This window comes from Curtobacterium subtropicum, from assembly GCF_030362975.1.
Lineage (GTDB): Bacteria > Actinomycetota > Actinomycetes > Actinomycetales > Microbacteriaceae > Curtobacterium > Curtobacterium subtropicum.
Genome location: NZ_JAUCMM010000002.1, coordinates 262372 through 277173 on the forward strand (window position 1 = coordinate 262372; position 14802 = coordinate 277173).

Sequence of the window (14802 nt, forward strand, 5' to 3'; positions counted from 1 at the left end):
TGACCGCAGGGTAAGGGTTGCACTGGTGTGCGGTGCTGGGCATACGGAGCGCATTGCACGCGGTCGAGGATCACCGGTGCCGCGCCAGCGCCAACTAGCGCAGTTCGCGGGTCACGCCCGGGAACTCGTACCGCGCTGCGACGGCGATCGGCAGATGGCGGTACAGACCGCGTCCAGGCGTTCCGCTCGACAGCCATACCGGACTAGCGTCGTTCACGACGTCCCGCGGGACCAGGTAGATGAATTCCGTGGCAGCGGTGCCAGCGAAGCGAAGAATCCCAGTCGGGTCGTCTTCGACCCTGAGCTGCGCGTCATCGGCGATCCCCACGAGGGCGAAGTGCGTCACACCCGGCCGCGCCTGTTCATCACGGGCCGCGCCGCGCCACTCCACGCACTCTTCGGGCTCGCCGGCGCTGATCCGTTGGACCAACCGCCGCGCGAGCTTTACGTCGACCATCATGTCCCGTTCGACGGAACCGACATCGACCAACGGGTGCCGCGGGCCATACAGCTCGGTGTCTGACGCGCTTCGCCACAGCGCCTCGGCGAAAAGCACCTCGGCCATCAGGCCTCGCGCGTGGGCCGTCACGTCCCAATGTGTTGCCAACGGTTCCCTCCAGCGTTCAGCCGTGCCCTCGCCAGGCGACGCAGCTCGAGTGATCGCCGGCGGCTGCGCACCGCCGGCGCAGGAGTCGGCCGATCGCCCGACTTCCAAACCTAGGGCGAAAGCACGTCGCTCGCAGCGCATGAGCGCATGAGCGCGTGAGGGCGGGCAAGCGGATCTGCTCCTGGGCACCGCCGATGTCGACCGCTCAGTGTCAGCGATTGCCAGCAGCACCGTTCGTGCATCGATGCTTCACAAGTCCCATTGCTGGGTGTTTGCCCAGTTTTCGTCTTCGCCTAGTTTTTCGGGTGGTCGACCAACTAACTGACGTCCATTCTCGAAAAAGGGGTTCGAATGTCCATGCCTTCCCTGCCCGTGCCAGAGCCTGCCGCGTCAGATGTCGGCTTTGATGCGTTCCTCGGTACCGCGCGTGATCGCTTCCTGGGCGACGGTCACCGCCGTGTCAGTCTCGAGATGCTCGACCTCGTCACAACTGCTGACGCCGCTGCGGACGGCGTCGCGAGAGTGATCTACCCGCTGGACTGGTCCCTGAAAGCTGGAGCCGCGCGCGAGGCGCACTTGAGCACCGTGGACGCAATTCGCATTGCCGGCGCCGTGCGGTCCGCTCTCGCCGCGGATCGGATGAGCTGGTTGGGTGAATACGGATACGAGCGCTCGCTCATCGTCCGAGCGGGTGCCCGGCCGTTCACCGACCTCAACTCGGTCCCGATCCGCACTGCCGTCGAGCGCCCCGCTCCCGACACGGTGCGCTTGCTCCACAGCGTGGGGTCATTGAAGGTGCAGTCCGAGTGGACGCGCTCCCGGCCTCCGACGCTCGCTGACGATGACTGGCGGACGGGCGAGGCTACCCGCGTGCAATTGGCAACCGATTCCCGGGTGAGCTGCACTTACGAGCGGCGAACCTCAGTGCTGTCGAGCGTGTCCTTCCTGGAGGTGATGATGCTCACGGCGCAGATGTCCCAAGTCGCGCTCTACCAAGGCGACGCGGAACGCCGAGCGCGGAGCGGGAACATGTGGATGCGACGAGCCGCGTTCCACCGCCACACCCCCACGCCGCGCCGTGTCGCCGTCGTTGAACTCGAGCTATTGAACCGTCGCGAACTGACCGTCGGCGGCCGCGTCGTCGGCACCGCGGACGTCGTCGCGAACAACGTGTTCGGCGTTCAGGTGACCGCGTCGCTCGCGACGGGAGCCCAATGATTCGCGGGATCACCGAAGGTGTTGCCAACGACTTCGCGCAGCCGGTCCTTGTTCTCTGGCGTCGCAAGCGCTTCGACGAGCACCGACCACATCGTGTCCAAGGCACCCATCAGGTCCTGACGTCCGGTGCGCACGTTCGAGACCAGTTGCACCCCGGTGAAATACGCCACAACATTCGCTCCGAGGCGTTCCGGCGCGACGACCTCGTTGATCTCGCCCACGTCACGGGCAGCCGTGAACGCGTCCACGACTCCCTGAATCCACTGGTCGTAGAAGTCGGACGTGGGTTCGGCGAACACGCCCTGCTCGAGGGACAGTCGGATGCCGGCACGCACGACGGCGTCCGACAGCAGCAGTTCCCCGATGCCCCGCGAGGCTCGAACGAGCGTAGACAACGGCGAGTGAGGGTCGGCGTGCTCACCCATCACGGCGAACGTACGCTCGTTCTGCGCCTGAATGACGGCCAGCGCCATCGCTTCCTTCGTGCGGAAGTAGAAGTAGAGCAGCCCCTGTCCGAGACCCGCCTCCGTGGCGATCTGCGACAAGCTCGCCGACCCGTAGCCGACGCGGTCGAAGACCGACGCTGCAGACTCCAGAATCGCAGCGCGTCGCGCCAGGGACCGCTCTTGCTGCGGGGCTCGCTCGTCTGGCATGCACGCATCCTTCCGCCGACCTATGCAGGTCAGCGTATCGGGACGGCGTCCAGCGGATCTGGGGTGAGCTGATGAGGGTGCTACTCACCGGTGCGACGGGGTTCATCGGCGCGCGCCTATTCGAGGCTCTCCTCGCCCAAGGTCATTCAGTCAACTCGGTTGTGCGGAATTCGGCGGACGCTTCCCCTGGTGCCGTCATCGGCGACCTTCGGAGCGTCGACCTCCGCCCGCACGTCGACACAGCGGACGTCGTCGTACATGCGGCGACGACGACCACCGGGACAGCCAGCGACCTTTGGGCAGGGAACGTGCTGACCACGGAGCGGGTAGCCGCCGCCGTGGGGGGCAGCGGCGCGAGACTGCTCTACCTCAGCACCACCGGCGTGTACGGAAGGAGCTTCGGGCGATTCGGTGATGCTGCACTCACGAGGCGGCAGCCCAGCTCACCCTTGTCGATCGCCCGCGCAGCGGCGGAAGACGTGGTTCTTGCCGCAGGCGGCACCGTCATCCGACCGCACGTGGTCCACGGGCAGGGCGACCGCTGGATCGCTCCCCGCCTGGCGGCGTTCATGCTCGAGGAGGACGCCTGGCTCGGTGCCGCCGACGTCGAGGTGGCCGCGATCACCACGGAGCGACTCGCGCAGGGCATTGTCGCGCTGCTGGAACGCCCAACCCTTCCGCCGGCATTACATGCTGCAGAACGACGGCCGAAACCGGTCGCGGAGCTGGTGGCACCCTACTTCCGCTCCGCAGGCCGGTCCCTGCCTTCCCGCGTACTTAGCATCGACGATGCGTTGATGCGCCTCGGCGCTTGGGGGATGAGCCGTAACGCGCTCAGCATGCTCGGACGCTCGAGCAGCGCCGACTCGGATGCGTTCTGGGGGGAACCTGCCCGTCAGGCAAGCCCGCATCCTCTTGCGCGGTGCCCGCAGCTGCCCGCAAGGGGCTGATCGTCGGTGGGAGGACCGTTCGTGAAACGAGTCCGTCGAACGGCCAGCGATCATCGCGGCACGCCTGACGGGGCTCCGTCGCCAGCGTCCGCGGGTGCCCGGTCATTGCACCGTAATGGCCGACGCTCCGCCCGCCGTCGTACCCGGCACCCTGATCTGGCCTCTCGGCCTGACGAGTCGCCATCCGCGGGTCAGGCGTTCTCCGGAGGCTGATCGTGGGGCTTGGATACAGGCGTGACGCGAGGCGGTCCATTGACCGCGCGACTCTTGGAAGGAACCCCTAGGAGCTGAGAGCGAAATCAAGGACCGGCCGCGCAAGCGGGGCTTACTATTAATCTTGCTCGAGACGGTTCCCCCACCGCGCTCGAGCATCGCGCGCAAGATATCTTCGGAGATCTTCGCACCGCTGGCCTCGGCCTGTTTCCCCCAACAGGCCGAGGCCTTCGCGCACCCGCTGCCCACGACCTCCTCGACCGCGGCGAGTGGGAACCTGCTCGAGGTAGGGTGCAGCCTTCTCAACCCCGTACTCTCGCGACACGAGTTTCGGGGTCTCGACCGCTACTGCCTGCCCACGAAGCCAGCCATGCCGCTGGTGAGCGGTCCGGGAGTTGTGCCACCCGGCAGCTGCAACGCAGCGGTGCCGCGGCGCTCACGACCAACGTCGAACGCGCTGCGCGGACGATCCTGCAGAGCGTCGTCCAGGTCCGCCCGAACCCGGGTAGCGGCTCCGGGTTCGTGCTCGACGACGCCGGACATGTCGTCACGAACCACCACGTCGTCGCAGGAGCGGGCCGTGTCCGATTGGTGCTTCCGGACGGCAGCGAGGTGGGCGGACGGGTCGTCGGGAGCGACGAGGACAGCGACATTGCGGTGATCGAAGCATCCGGGGCGTTGCCGAGCGCGGTGGCACTCGGAACGAGCGCCGACTTGCGCATTGGACAGCAGGTCATCGCAGTCGGGTCGCCGCTCGGACTGAACGGCACCGTTACCTCCGGCGTCGTGAGCGCCGTCGATCGGACCTCTTAACGGTCAACGCAACCACTTGTGCAAACGGACGCCTCGATCAATCCCCGGCAACTCCGGTGGACCTCTCGTCGATGGTGAGGGACGCGTAGTCGGAGTGAACAGCCCGATCGCAACGCTCGGCTACGGCTCAGGGAACATCGGCATCGGGTTCGCGATCCCCATCAACGACGCCGCTCGTATCACCGCCGACATCGTCAACGGGTGACCTGGACGGCGCACCGTCTTGCGCCGGCAAACCGGCTCAAGCTTCGATCGGGCCCGACGCGGCGAACGCCCACTCTGCGTCGCGGTTCAGCGACAACGCGCGCCGGCTCTCGTGTACCCGGCTTCGACGGAGGCGGCGGACAGCCGGCGGGCCACTCCGGCGGTCGAAGCCAGGAGTTGCTGGTGCTGTCGCCTTCCTTCCCGCTATCAAGCCGATTCGACTTCGGCCGGGCTATGCGCTGAAGTCTGAGGGGTCAGTGAACAGTGGGATGTCGTTGTCGCTGGCGAGCAGCCCAGGCCCGCCTCGCATCCCGTCGGCGCGGCGCCAGGAGAGGTCGTCGATCTGCACGCCGAACTCGTCGTCGAACAGCACGACGACGCGGACAATCAGTGCGACGGAGCCAGTGACATCTTGACGATCCCGGTCGGGGGTCGATTCCCAGTCCGGATCGATGAGCGCGGTCGCAGGAAGCGAAGCTTGGAAGCGGACCCTCTCCGTGACGTCGTACTCGGCGACGCTTACGCCGTCCGCGCCGCGTCTCGTGCCGACACGTTCGAAGCTGCCGGCCCACTCCACGTCGGTCACGTCGTATCGGTACGGCGGCTGGTCGAAGCCAATCACTTCTGGTTCCGGATAGAGAAGGTCCTCCGCGTCCGATTCGAGGAAGAATTGCGCGAACTCCTCATCGCGGGCGAGCGCCAACGCCGACGCGAGATTCTCAGCGCGCCAGGGCAGATTCTGCAGCAACCACGGGGTCAGGTCATGGACGAGTTCTACGTCACGGCCGGTCCGCGCGACCTCCTCAGCCAGGACTGTGTTCAGTGCGCCGTCGCCAAAAGCGCGGTCCGCGCTGACCAGGACCACGTCATGGCCGCTGCCCACGAGCTGCAAGACGCTCGCCCACACAAGCGAGTCCCGGTATCCCGTCCCTTTGGCGTTGAACGGCGGGACCCTATGGACGGCGCGAGCGACCAGTTCGGTGTGTGACGTTTCCGGCAGCGGGAGCACGTCGAAGCCGAGGTGCTCCGACAGTCTGTCTTCGAGGTATGCACGGTAGTCAGGTTCGGTGGGTTCGTCGCTTGCCGTCGGCAGACCGAGCTGACGGAGAGTTCGGCCAGCTTTCCGCCATCCATCGAGGGCCTCTTGCACGGCGCGACCATGGTGCGCGATCAGCTCTTCTAACGCCACGTCGGGAACCCGCACGTTCAGGAACTGCTCTCGACAGGCGTAGGCGAGCAAGCGCATCGTCAGGCCGGTCAACGTCCAGTCCCTGCGGAGTTCGGTGGTGTCAAGGACCAACGTCTTCATCCACTGACGGTATCTCTGCTCGTTCCGACCGTCACTGCGTCAGTGATGCGTGTCGCGCGGACGCGGTCGCGGGCGAGGCCCCGCCCGATCCGCGAGCGAAATCCGCCCCCTAGGAGGCGCGGACGACCTCCGCCATGCGAATACGCAACTCGCTTCGCGTGCCGCTGGTCGATACGCAGAACGGCCAACCAAGCCCTCCAGCGTCATCCGAGCCGAGAACGATCGCTCCCTCCCTGACGCGAACCCGAGCGCTGACAAAGGCCTGATCCTGGCCGGCGCGCACAGCGCGCTGCAGGGAGTTACCTCGACCGTTTCGCATCCGGCGGACGACCGTGTGCGCAGCTATCGTGGTGAACTGCTCTCGGATACCTTCGCTCCGAGCCGAGGAGGATCGAATTCGCGTGACCTTGGAACTCGACATTGCCGGCCGGTTCGTCTCAGCGACGGATCGGGCCGCGGCGCGACGGCGGCTGCCTGCGACGAGCGATGTCGACCTGCGGGTGGCGCTGCTGCGCAAGCTCACTGCGCCGGCAGGGGCGCCAATGGTGATCGAGGAGATGGCGATCGCCGGGGAAGCCCGAGTCGATGTCGCGACGATCGGCGATCATCTTCGAGGCTTCGAGATCAAGAGCGAGCGCGACACCTTGCGACGCTTGCCGTCCCAAATCCGCGTGTACTCGCGTGTCTTTGACTACGTGACGCTCGTCGTCTCAGATCGACATGCCGAGCAGGCCAAGGGGATCATCCCCGAGTGGTGGGGCGTGCTGGAAGCTCGTCGGACGCGAAGTGGGGTTGCGCTCACGCGCAGGGTGCGGCCGCGGAAAAATCGTCACGTCGACCCCTGGTATCTAACGAGCTTGCTGTGGCGTGACGAAGCGCTTCGCGTCTTGACAGATCGAGGCCTTGACCGCGGCATGCGATCAAAGAACGGACTGCAGCTGCGGGAAGCACTCGTGGAGAGCGTTCCCACGAGCGCACTACGTGCAGCAGTTCGTGAGAGTTTGCGGCTCAGGCGAGACTGGAGACCTGCGACACCGTGACACTCACGTGCCGCAGGGTGCCCCACCGGCGCCACGCTTCCGGGTTCCCGGGTGTCACCCCGGAGCTGCCCGCCACGACGTCGTCGATCCAAGCATCGGCGTCGGTGACCACCACGTCCTTGTAGAGCGGGTGGTGAGCGAGCGCCGTCAGTGCCGGAATCAGGGCCGCCCCGCCCCGACTCGATCCGCCCGGACCCTTGTAGAGATCGACACCCTTCGTCAGGACCCACGCAGTGCCTGCGGTGTACCGGAGGAGCGCGCTGATCGACAAGAACGCGGGGTTCACTTCCTCTGGAGCGAACCACGGATTCTCGATGCCGTAGTCGAAGAAGTCGATAGGCGTTTTTGCGAGTCCCGCGCGGATGCCGTACGTCGACTGCCAGGTCGTGAAATCCACTCGGTCGTGCAGGCTGATCCCCCGTGGGAGGGCGCGCGTGCTGACGAACCCTGCGGAGCCGACGGAGACGGATCGAAACGTGTGCCCGGCAACCAGCGCATCGACCTCCTGATCGATGTCACCCGGGGTAGCTGTGGTCGGTGCGGGGCCAGCGTCGGCGAAGACGTCGATGTCGCCGTCCAGGATGCCGACGGACGCGATGAGGCTGCGTCCTGAGGCGTTCGCTCCGGTCTCCCAATCCTCCACCCCGACGTACACGCCCACCCCAGCCTGAGTCGCAGCGTGGTGAGCCCTCGCAGCGGCGAGGACTGCCGACGAGGACGTCGATCGGACGAGCGGCTTGACCGGTACGCCGAGCCGACTTGCCTCTTCAAGGATCCACGCCATCGGGTGCACTCCATGAACGGGGCTCTCTGTGCCGAGCGGAGCGATATCGACAAACACGGGATGCGAGCCAGCTGCAGCGACGATGCGTTCGATCACGGCATCGACATGCGCCTCCAGCGACTTCATGAACCCGCCGGACTGCCAATCCTTCTCGCGTGATGGAACCCGGAGGACGGGTTCGAACTGTGACCAGCTTGCCAAGCCGCTCAACGCAGTGGTCTCGCCGCGCTTCGCGACGAGGAAAGGACGATATGTGCGAGGCATCGAAGGTCCGTTCGGGTCAGGCGTCGGTCGGCACGCGTGTGACAACCCATAGATAGGCATACTGCAGAACTGGTCGTAACACCAACTTCTCGACGGCCTTCGTTCGGAGCATCGCTCAGCTCATCGGCACCGCCAGAAGATGGTTGACGCGTCGCGGCGTTCGTCGGCGCTTCGCCTCGTCGCCGATGGGCGCAGCGCGCTACGAGGGCATCGCGGGACAGCGCAGTCGCTGCGCAGCCATCGCTGGACGTGTTTCGGCCCAAGGCACACCGTTGCTGGCCGAGCGCACCCCGGAAACTATGAACTCGGCCGGGATCATCTCGCGCTGCTGCGTCCGCACGCCGTGTCGTCCCTCTAGTCCCCTGTCACGCCAACACACGCGGGGCCGAACCGCCGATGACCACGGACAGGACGTGCAACGGAACATTCGAGAACAGCGCAGCGAAGCAGGTGCCTACCCGGGCGAATTCTGCAGCCATCGATCGGTCGTGTGTTGCGTCAAGTCTGGCGGCGACGGACAACCCCGGCCTTGGTCTCTGATCACGAGCACCTCGTATGGAGTTTCAGAATTCAGTCCTCGGTGATGCAGGCGGAGATCCGCGCGCAGCACCATGACGCACTTCGGTGCAGCCAGACTGGCTAGTGCGTTCTGCAACATCTCCTGCTAGCGTCCCTGGAACCGATACAGGGAGCGACTCAGGCAGGGGCAGGGGCAGGGGCAGGGGCAGAGGCAGGGCAGGGCAGGGACAAAGGCTTGGGGGGGTGTACGGTCGCTCTTTCCTTGACTCGCCACATCCGTCGGGCGGAGGTGCGTATTGTCATGCTCAATTGCGCTTCGGGCCGCTCCTGAGAATGTGTGACGAGTGCTTGACGATCTGGTGAACAGCTCGTTAGGTTGATAGTGTTCGTGGGAAGCGAAAATTGCTTCTTAGTATTAGGGACTGACGAGGGGGTCAGATTTGTGAAAGATGTGCGTCGCGAGGGCCGGGGCTGGGTCGCCGGTGCAAGTTCTAAACGCCCCTCTGGGCATCGCAAGCCGTCGTCCCGCAGCGCGGGACCGTTGGGCAATGATGCGGTGTTTCCTGCCATGCGAGGAACGCCTGAACGCGTCGATCGCGCCAAATTGCTCCTAACATCTTGGGGGCGCGGAAACGGTCATATCGCAAGACTCATGCAAATCGGCGGGGCGTTCGCGGAGGCGGGATGGGATCCTGCTCTGTATGGCTACAGCAACTCGTTGCACTTGGAACGAGTCCGAATGGCCGGATGGACAGCCGAGGTCTATCCTCCGTGGGCTGAAGGTGTCGACCCCTGGTTTGCGTGGAGCGATCAGGAAACGCTTGAACGAGCGGTCGCTTTGGACCGCGAGGTTCTCCGTCGATTGGCACCATCCTTCATCATCAACGATTGTCGTATCCCGATGGTGATAGCTGCTCTTGCCGAGAGTATCCCATTTGTATCCGTTTGCCAGGACAATCAGGTGCCGGGGTATTGCTACGACGGCTCCACGATCCCAGTAACGTGGACCGCGCCGGTCGAATCGATCAATGCTGTCCTCGATTCGTTGAAACTCGAACCGATTGTGGACGATGCGCGTTGGTTGTTCGCGCGGGGAAGGATGGCAGTTCCGAGTACACCGGAACTCGAGCCCATCACGAGTCCCTATCTCGACCGATTGGACCTCGTCCACACAGGCCTGCTCAACGGTCCAAGCGCGCGGGAGGTGGACACGCCATCAGCGCTTCTGTTCTACCGGACGGTCGGATCCATCGATGCGGAATTCGGTGCCGCGTTCGCCGACTGGCCGGGGCCGATCTACATCGCCACCGGAGAGGAGTACGAGGCGAACCGCTTCGAGCGAGATCGGCTTCCGGGTGTACATGTTCGAGCGCTTTGGGACCTGGATGCCATCGGTCCTGAGTTACGTGCGATGGTCCATCATGGTGGCCACGGAGTGACTCTTCGGAGCATCGCCGACGGCATACCTGCCGTCGTACTTCCCGGTCCCAATCCTGAGCGGTCCGCGAACGGGCGACGAGCCGAACTTATCGGAACAGCGCGCGTGATGAAGGTTGAGCGGAACGCTGGGCCGGTTTGGGGACCTGCCGTCGATGAGACCGGTGACCGGCCGACGTGGAGCGAAATTCGACGTGCAATCGATGGTCTTCCGCCTCGCCAGCAGGCGTCGCCGGACGCAAAGGATGGCAATCGCTCGCCCGCCCTTCTCGTTGAACTGCTGACAGCGCCGTCCAGCATTTTCAGCTCCCACCAAATCTTCGACTCAGCAGCAGGGAAACAAGCATGAGTACCAACAGCAACGCACTGCAGACCATCATCAGCGGCTCGTACCGCAAGCACTTCGACGAGATGCTGGCGCTCAAGCGTGCTCTCGTCGCCGAGAGCGTTTTGGTGACGGCACCCGTTAGTGACATCGTCGTCAACGTCGGGGAAGAATTCGCTCTACTCGACGAGGATCCAATCGAGGACCCCCGAGCGTTGCAGGATTCAATCTTCGCGATGATCCGACGATCTTCGTTCCTGGTTCTTGCGAATGTCGACGGTTACCTGGGAACTGCCGCCACCATGGAGGTGGGCTACGCTATCGCGCAAGGCCTTCAGATCCTGACGCTTGAGCCGATGAATGACCCGAACATCGCGGGTTACACACGAACCCTCAGTGAAGTCTTCCCGCAGATCAGGTCGAGGTTCGAAGCCGAGTTGCAGATCGTTCGCGAGCTGACTCACAACGACGCGATGGTGCGTTGATGGCGTCCGCGGGTGACTTGGGCAGCCGAAGTCGGATAGGCGGTCGAGTTGAATAGGTCCTATCTCCTCGACCTCGGCAGTCACAGCGTGAAGCTCTATCGTCGCGACGACGACGAGGAGTTGTTGCTTTTGCGCACGGTGACCTGGAGAGTCCTCGAAACCGTGGTCGAGCCGGAAAACCTAGCAGCAACTCTGCGATCCGTCCTCGCTGAAGTAGACGATTTTCGGACCGTGCAGGCGGTCGCCACTGCTGCCTTCCGGCGGGACGCGCGCCTTGGTGCCGCGATCACCCGTCTGTGCGAGGGTCTCGGAATTAGTCTGGAAATAATCGATCAACGCGCTGAGGCGCTTCTTCTCAGAGCCGCCGTGTCCTCCTCGGGCAGTGGTAGTGATTTGGATGCCATCAATGTGGGGGGAGGGAGTATTCAGATCATCTCCGGCGACGGAAGAGAGCACCTTCTACCGTTCGGCATATCTGATCTGAACAAGCGATTCGGCCTAGCTGGGCCTGTAAACGAACGCCGCGTGCAGGAGTGCCAAGACTTCGTGGTTGGGGAGCTACCTGCCTGGCTAGACGAGTTCTGGTACACCGGCGGGGAGCGGACTTACCTGGAGCACTTTGGAGTGCCGCTGTCCGGAGTCTGGTGTCTACGTTCCGACTTCGAACCCTTCGCCGACGACTTGGCCACCTGGTCCGGCGACCGCCTTCGTTCTCGATCCCCGTACGACGACGGGTGGATGACCGGAGCCGTGGCCTCGAATTGCATCGTCCTGGCGGGCCTCAAGCGGAATGACTTGAACAAGTTCGCCCCCGCCGACCTGAACATCAGCCACGGTGTTCACAAATCGGCTATCACGGTCACGTGATGGTCTCGAGTCGAGTGCAGGGGACCTGCGCCGTCGTGGTGAGGAGAGGTGTCAGATGACTTCCCCGTCGATCAGCATCTCCATCATGGCGCACCCCAGGCGCGCCTCCGAGGCAGAAGCGCTGGCTGTGAAAATGCGGCACCTGCCCACGCGGATCGTATACGACCCTGACCCTGACGGTCCCGCGAGCACGATCCGCGCCGCTCGGCTGGCCTGGGCTCCCTGGCGACGCGACGCGACGCATCATCTGGTGCTCCAGGACGACGTGTTCCCGCACCAGTTCTTCGAGGAGCAGGTGCTTCGCGCCACCGATGCACAGCCCGACGCTCTCCTGAGCTTCTTCTCGGAGTGGGGATCGTTTACCTCGCATGCACTCCGAGTCGCGGCTATCGCTGGGCGTTCTTGGGTGACGCAACCGGACACCTACCTCGGTACTCAGGCCGTGCTAATGCCGGCAGCAGCAGCGAAGCAGTTCGCCAGCGACCTTCGGGACGTGTCCGAGGACGTTCCTGACGATCACGCAATCCACGAGTTCGCGTATCGGCACGGTCTCAGGCATTACGTCAGCAACCCGAACCTCGTCGAGCATGACGTCGGCCAAAGCCTGGTCGGCAACGGCGTCCAAGGAGCGCGGCGGGCGACGGTGTTCCTCCCGCACCACTCCGCCGACATCGCGTGGTGGCGCAGAGCGCCCTTGGAAGAGCTGCATGCGTTCCCGGCCATGCAGTGGTCGACTGCTGAGGCCACAACCTACGTACGCGCGGGGTCGAATGCAGAGCGGTGGTCGATCGAGCCGCCGCGTGATTGGTGGGGCGATCGCGAGGGGCTTGTGCAGGCGTGTATCCGAGATGTCGTCGCTCAGTCACCCTGGACGTCGCAGCCGCGAGTACAGGAAAGCGTCAAAGGCATAGCGAGCGTCCTGAGCGGTCAGGTTCGAGTGGCGTCGTCACTCCAGGCGGTCCCCGCTGATTCGCTGAGCCGGTTGACTGCCGCAGACGCTGTGCGAACGATCGCGCCCGGCAGCATGCGGCGTCGCTTGGGCGCGGGCGTACATGAACACGATCTGATGAGGTTCGCTTCGCAGCTCCAAGAGCTGCTTTCGTTCTGTCAAACTCTGATCGCCAACTCTGACGACCGTGAACGGTCTCTGCCTCGGGTGGCCCGTTGAGTCGCAGGGAATCGGTGCGGGCGAACACCAGCGTTGCTCGAGGCGGCCTGCCGGCGCCGTCGCGGCAGGGCCCTCGTCCGGCCGTCAGCGCCTCCGTCCTCTTGTTGGCAGCATCGGTGTTTTCCGGTGTGACGTCGGTTGCAATACCTGTTCACCTCCACGCAGCCGGTTTGAGCAAGCTTGACATCGTTGTCTATTTCATCGTCAGCGCGGCCGTCGTTGTGGCGTACAGCCTCGGTGTGGTTCCTCGGTTGGGGCGGCGAGGGTACCCCGCTGGTGCTCTGAGGGGTACTACCGCTGCGGTGCCGGCTGGGACGCTCCTCGTGTTGTATGGCGCCGATCGACCCGTCCTGCTCTACATCGGAGCGGTGGTGATGCTCGCGACGACGACTTCGGTGCCGCAGGTGTTCGGCCGAGTTGCCGCCATGCACAGTGCGGATCCCGGAGCAGTAGTCTTCCGTCTTCGCCAGACGATGGTCGCAGGGTTCATCCTTGGCCTCGGCGTCTATTCAGCGGCCTCGTTCGTAGGGGTCGAACCACTCCTCGTCGGATCAGGCTTCGCGGCCATCTCTGCGTTCACCGCGTGGAGCCGATATTTTTCGGGGGCTGTAAGGGAACCCGCCAACAACGGGGCGAACCCGTCTAGCAAACACACAAGAACGGTGGCCGCAGCTCTTGTGGCCGGAGCTATCCTGGTCGTCGCCCTCATGAAAGGGGTCGACACGCTCCGTGCGATTTATCTCCCCTTGTATGCCACGCAGGTCGGTATATCGAATGAAGCGATCGCTCCTCTCTTCATCGTGACTGCTGTCACGGAGCTTCTTCTGCTTCCTGTGCTGCGCAAGGTCACCCTGAAGTTGGGGGAGTTCGCCACGCTCGCCGTGATCTGCGCCATCGCGGTCGTTGCGTTCCTGGTGCTGTTCGCTCTCCGTGGGTACGGGACAATCCTTGCCTCGCAGGTGTTGTACGCCGCGTTCGCAGCCGGGTTCCAGAGCATCGGTGTGGTCGTCCTGGCCCGTGTCACCGGTAAGGACGTCGGACAGGGCGCGGCCATCTTCATGACCGTCATCCAAACTGGCTCCGTCCTCGGCGCGGTCCTCCCGTTGACTGTGCCCGGGTACCAAAGCGGCATCTTCGTGATTGCTGCGGCGCTGTGCCTCCTCAGCACAGCGGTCTGCCTCGCCCTCCAACGCGGTGAGAGCGTTCGGTCGTCCCCCGGCGGCTCGGTTAGCCCCTGAAGGTGCGGAGCAGCGAGGGTTGATCCTGGGCGGAAATCGCTATCGTTACCCTCAACCGTATGCAAGAGCACACCTCCAACGCATGCAAGGCTTCCGCAGCGCTCTCGCACATCCCTGCGGCCACACGGCAGAAACAGATAACGCAAACCCCCCACCATGAGCACCGGGACCCGCCTCCGACTGATCGAGCTGTCCGATGCAGCCGAGCTCGCCGCGATCGTCCGCGCGAGCGCCGACCACCTGCGGCCGTTCGAGCCGACGCGGCCGGACAGCTACTTCACCGAGGCCGGACAGCGAGCGACCATCGGTGTCCTGCTCGCTGCCGCGCAGAGGGGCGGCTCGGTGCCCTTCGTGATCGTGGGGGACGACGACGAGTTGCTCGGGCGGATCACCCTGAGCGGCGTCACCCGCGGAGCGCTGCAGTCCGCGGCGCTCGGGTACTGGATCCGTGCCGGCCGGACGCGGCAGGGGCACGCGACCCGTGCGGTCGGGCTCGCGGTGGACCATGCGTTCCGGGAGCTCGGGCTGCACCGGGTCCAGGCGGAGACCCTGCCGGAGAACACCGGGTCGCAGCGGGCGCTCGAGCGGAACGGCTTCGAGCGGTACGGGTTCGCGCCGCAGTACATCCGCATCGCGGGGGAGTGGCGCGACCACGTCATGTTCCAGGTGCTCGCCCCCGGCGCCTGACTCGCTCGCGTCGAACCACGA

Annotated in this window: 15 protein-coding genes; 11 read left to right on the forward strand and 4 right to left on the reverse strand. The window is 64.7% G+C overall.

What is annotated here, in order from left to right:
• Positions 1-94 precede the first annotated feature (94 nt).
• On the reverse strand, positions 95-589 hold the full coding sequence (locus tag QUG98_RS04425; RefSeq protein WP_289469409.1) for a hypothetical protein: 495 nt from the start codon (positions 587-589) through the stop codon (positions 95-97).
• Positions 590-964: 375 nt separating this feature from the next.
• Between QUG98_RS04425 and QUG98_RS04430 the strand changes: the two genes are divergently transcribed.
• Positions 965-1825: an AvrD family protein gene (locus QUG98_RS04430; RefSeq protein WP_289469410.1), complete on the forward strand. Its 861-nt coding sequence runs from the start codon at positions 965-967 to the stop codon at positions 1823-1825.
• On the opposite strand, the gene QUG98_RS04435 is transcribed toward QUG98_RS04430, so the two are convergent.
• Positions 1789-2478 (reverse strand): ScbR family autoregulator-binding transcription factor, encoded by a 690-nt coding sequence (locus QUG98_RS04435; protein WP_289469411.1) that lies wholly within the window; start codon positions 2476-2478, stop codon positions 1789-1791. The genes QUG98_RS04430 and QUG98_RS04435 overlap by 37 nt on opposite strands.
• Positions 2479-2549: 71 nt before the next feature.
• Here QUG98_RS04435 and QUG98_RS04440 point away from each other — a divergent pair, with 71 nt between their 5' ends.
• From QUG98_RS04440 to QUG98_RS04450, 3 genes are all read left to right on the forward strand, one after another.
• Positions 2550-3428 (forward strand): NAD-dependent epimerase/dehydratase family protein, encoded by an 879-nt coding sequence (locus QUG98_RS04440; protein WP_289469412.1) that lies wholly within the window; start codon positions 2550-2552, stop codon positions 3426-3428.
• Between the two features lie 735 nt (positions 3429-4163).
• Positions 4164-4454, forward strand: coding sequence for a S1C family serine protease (locus QUG98_RS04445; RefSeq protein WP_289469413.1), 291 nt, complete (start codon positions 4164-4166; stop codon positions 4452-4454).
• A gap of 16 nt (positions 4455-4470) precedes the next feature.
• Positions 4471-4659, forward strand: coding sequence for a trypsin-like serine protease (locus QUG98_RS04450; RefSeq protein WP_289469414.1), 189 nt, complete (start codon positions 4471-4473; stop codon positions 4657-4659).
• A 231-nt stretch (positions 4660-4890) separates the two neighbouring features.
• On the opposite strand, the gene QUG98_RS04455 is transcribed toward QUG98_RS04450, so the two are convergent.
• Positions 4891-5967, reverse strand: coding sequence for a PIN domain-containing protein (locus tag QUG98_RS04455; protein ID WP_289469415.1), 1077 nt, complete (start codon positions 5965-5967; stop codon positions 4891-4893).
• Between the two features lie 401 nt (positions 5968-6368).
• Here QUG98_RS04455 and QUG98_RS04460 point away from each other — a divergent pair, with 401 nt between their 5' ends.
• The gene (locus tag QUG98_RS04460; RefSeq protein WP_289469416.1) at positions 6369-7007 is read left to right on the forward strand and encodes a sce7726 family protein; all 639 of its coding nucleotides are present in this window, start codon (positions 6369-6371) and stop codon (positions 7005-7007) included.
• On the opposite strand, the gene QUG98_RS04465 is transcribed toward QUG98_RS04460, so the two are convergent.
• A complete protein-coding gene (locus QUG98_RS04465; protein WP_289469417.1) occupies positions 6976-8055 on the reverse strand; it encodes a beta family protein in 1080 nt (359 codons plus the stop codon). The two genes, QUG98_RS04460 and QUG98_RS04465, sit on opposite strands and share 32 nt — an antisense overlap.
• A 1258-nt stretch (positions 8056-9313) precedes the next feature.
• Here QUG98_RS04465 and QUG98_RS04470 point away from each other — a divergent pair.
• From QUG98_RS04470 to QUG98_RS04495, 6 genes are all read left to right on the forward strand, one after another.
• Complete coding sequence (locus QUG98_RS04470; protein ID WP_289469418.1) at positions 9314-10360, forward strand: hypothetical protein; 1047 nt, start codon at positions 9314-9316, stop codon at positions 10358-10360.
• Positions 10357-10821, forward strand: coding sequence for a TIR domain-containing protein (locus tag QUG98_RS04475; RefSeq protein ID WP_289469419.1), 465 nt, complete (start codon positions 10357-10359; stop codon positions 10819-10821). The genes QUG98_RS04470 and QUG98_RS04475 overlap by 4 nt, the downstream gene beginning before the upstream one ends.
• A gap of 87 nt (positions 10822-10908) precedes the next feature.
• Entirely contained in the window at positions 10909-11688 is a 780-nt protein-coding gene (locus QUG98_RS04480) for a Ppx/GppA phosphatase family protein (protein WP_289469420.1), read from the forward strand.
• Positions 11689-11743: 55 nt separating this feature from the next.
• Positions 11744-12856 (forward strand): hypothetical protein, encoded by a 1113-nt coding sequence (locus QUG98_RS04485; protein ID WP_289469421.1) that lies wholly within the window; start codon positions 11744-11746, stop codon positions 12854-12856.
• 170 nt (positions 12857-13026) lie between these two features.
• Complete coding sequence (locus QUG98_RS04490) at positions 13027-14094, forward strand: MFS transporter (protein ID WP_289469422.1); 1068 nt, start codon at positions 13027-13029, stop codon at positions 14092-14094.
• A 156-nt stretch (positions 14095-14250) separates the two neighbouring features.
• Entirely contained in the window at positions 14251-14781 is a 531-nt protein-coding gene (locus QUG98_RS04495) for a GNAT family N-acetyltransferase (RefSeq protein ID WP_289469423.1), read from the forward strand.
• Positions 14782-14802: the final 21 nt, after the last annotated feature.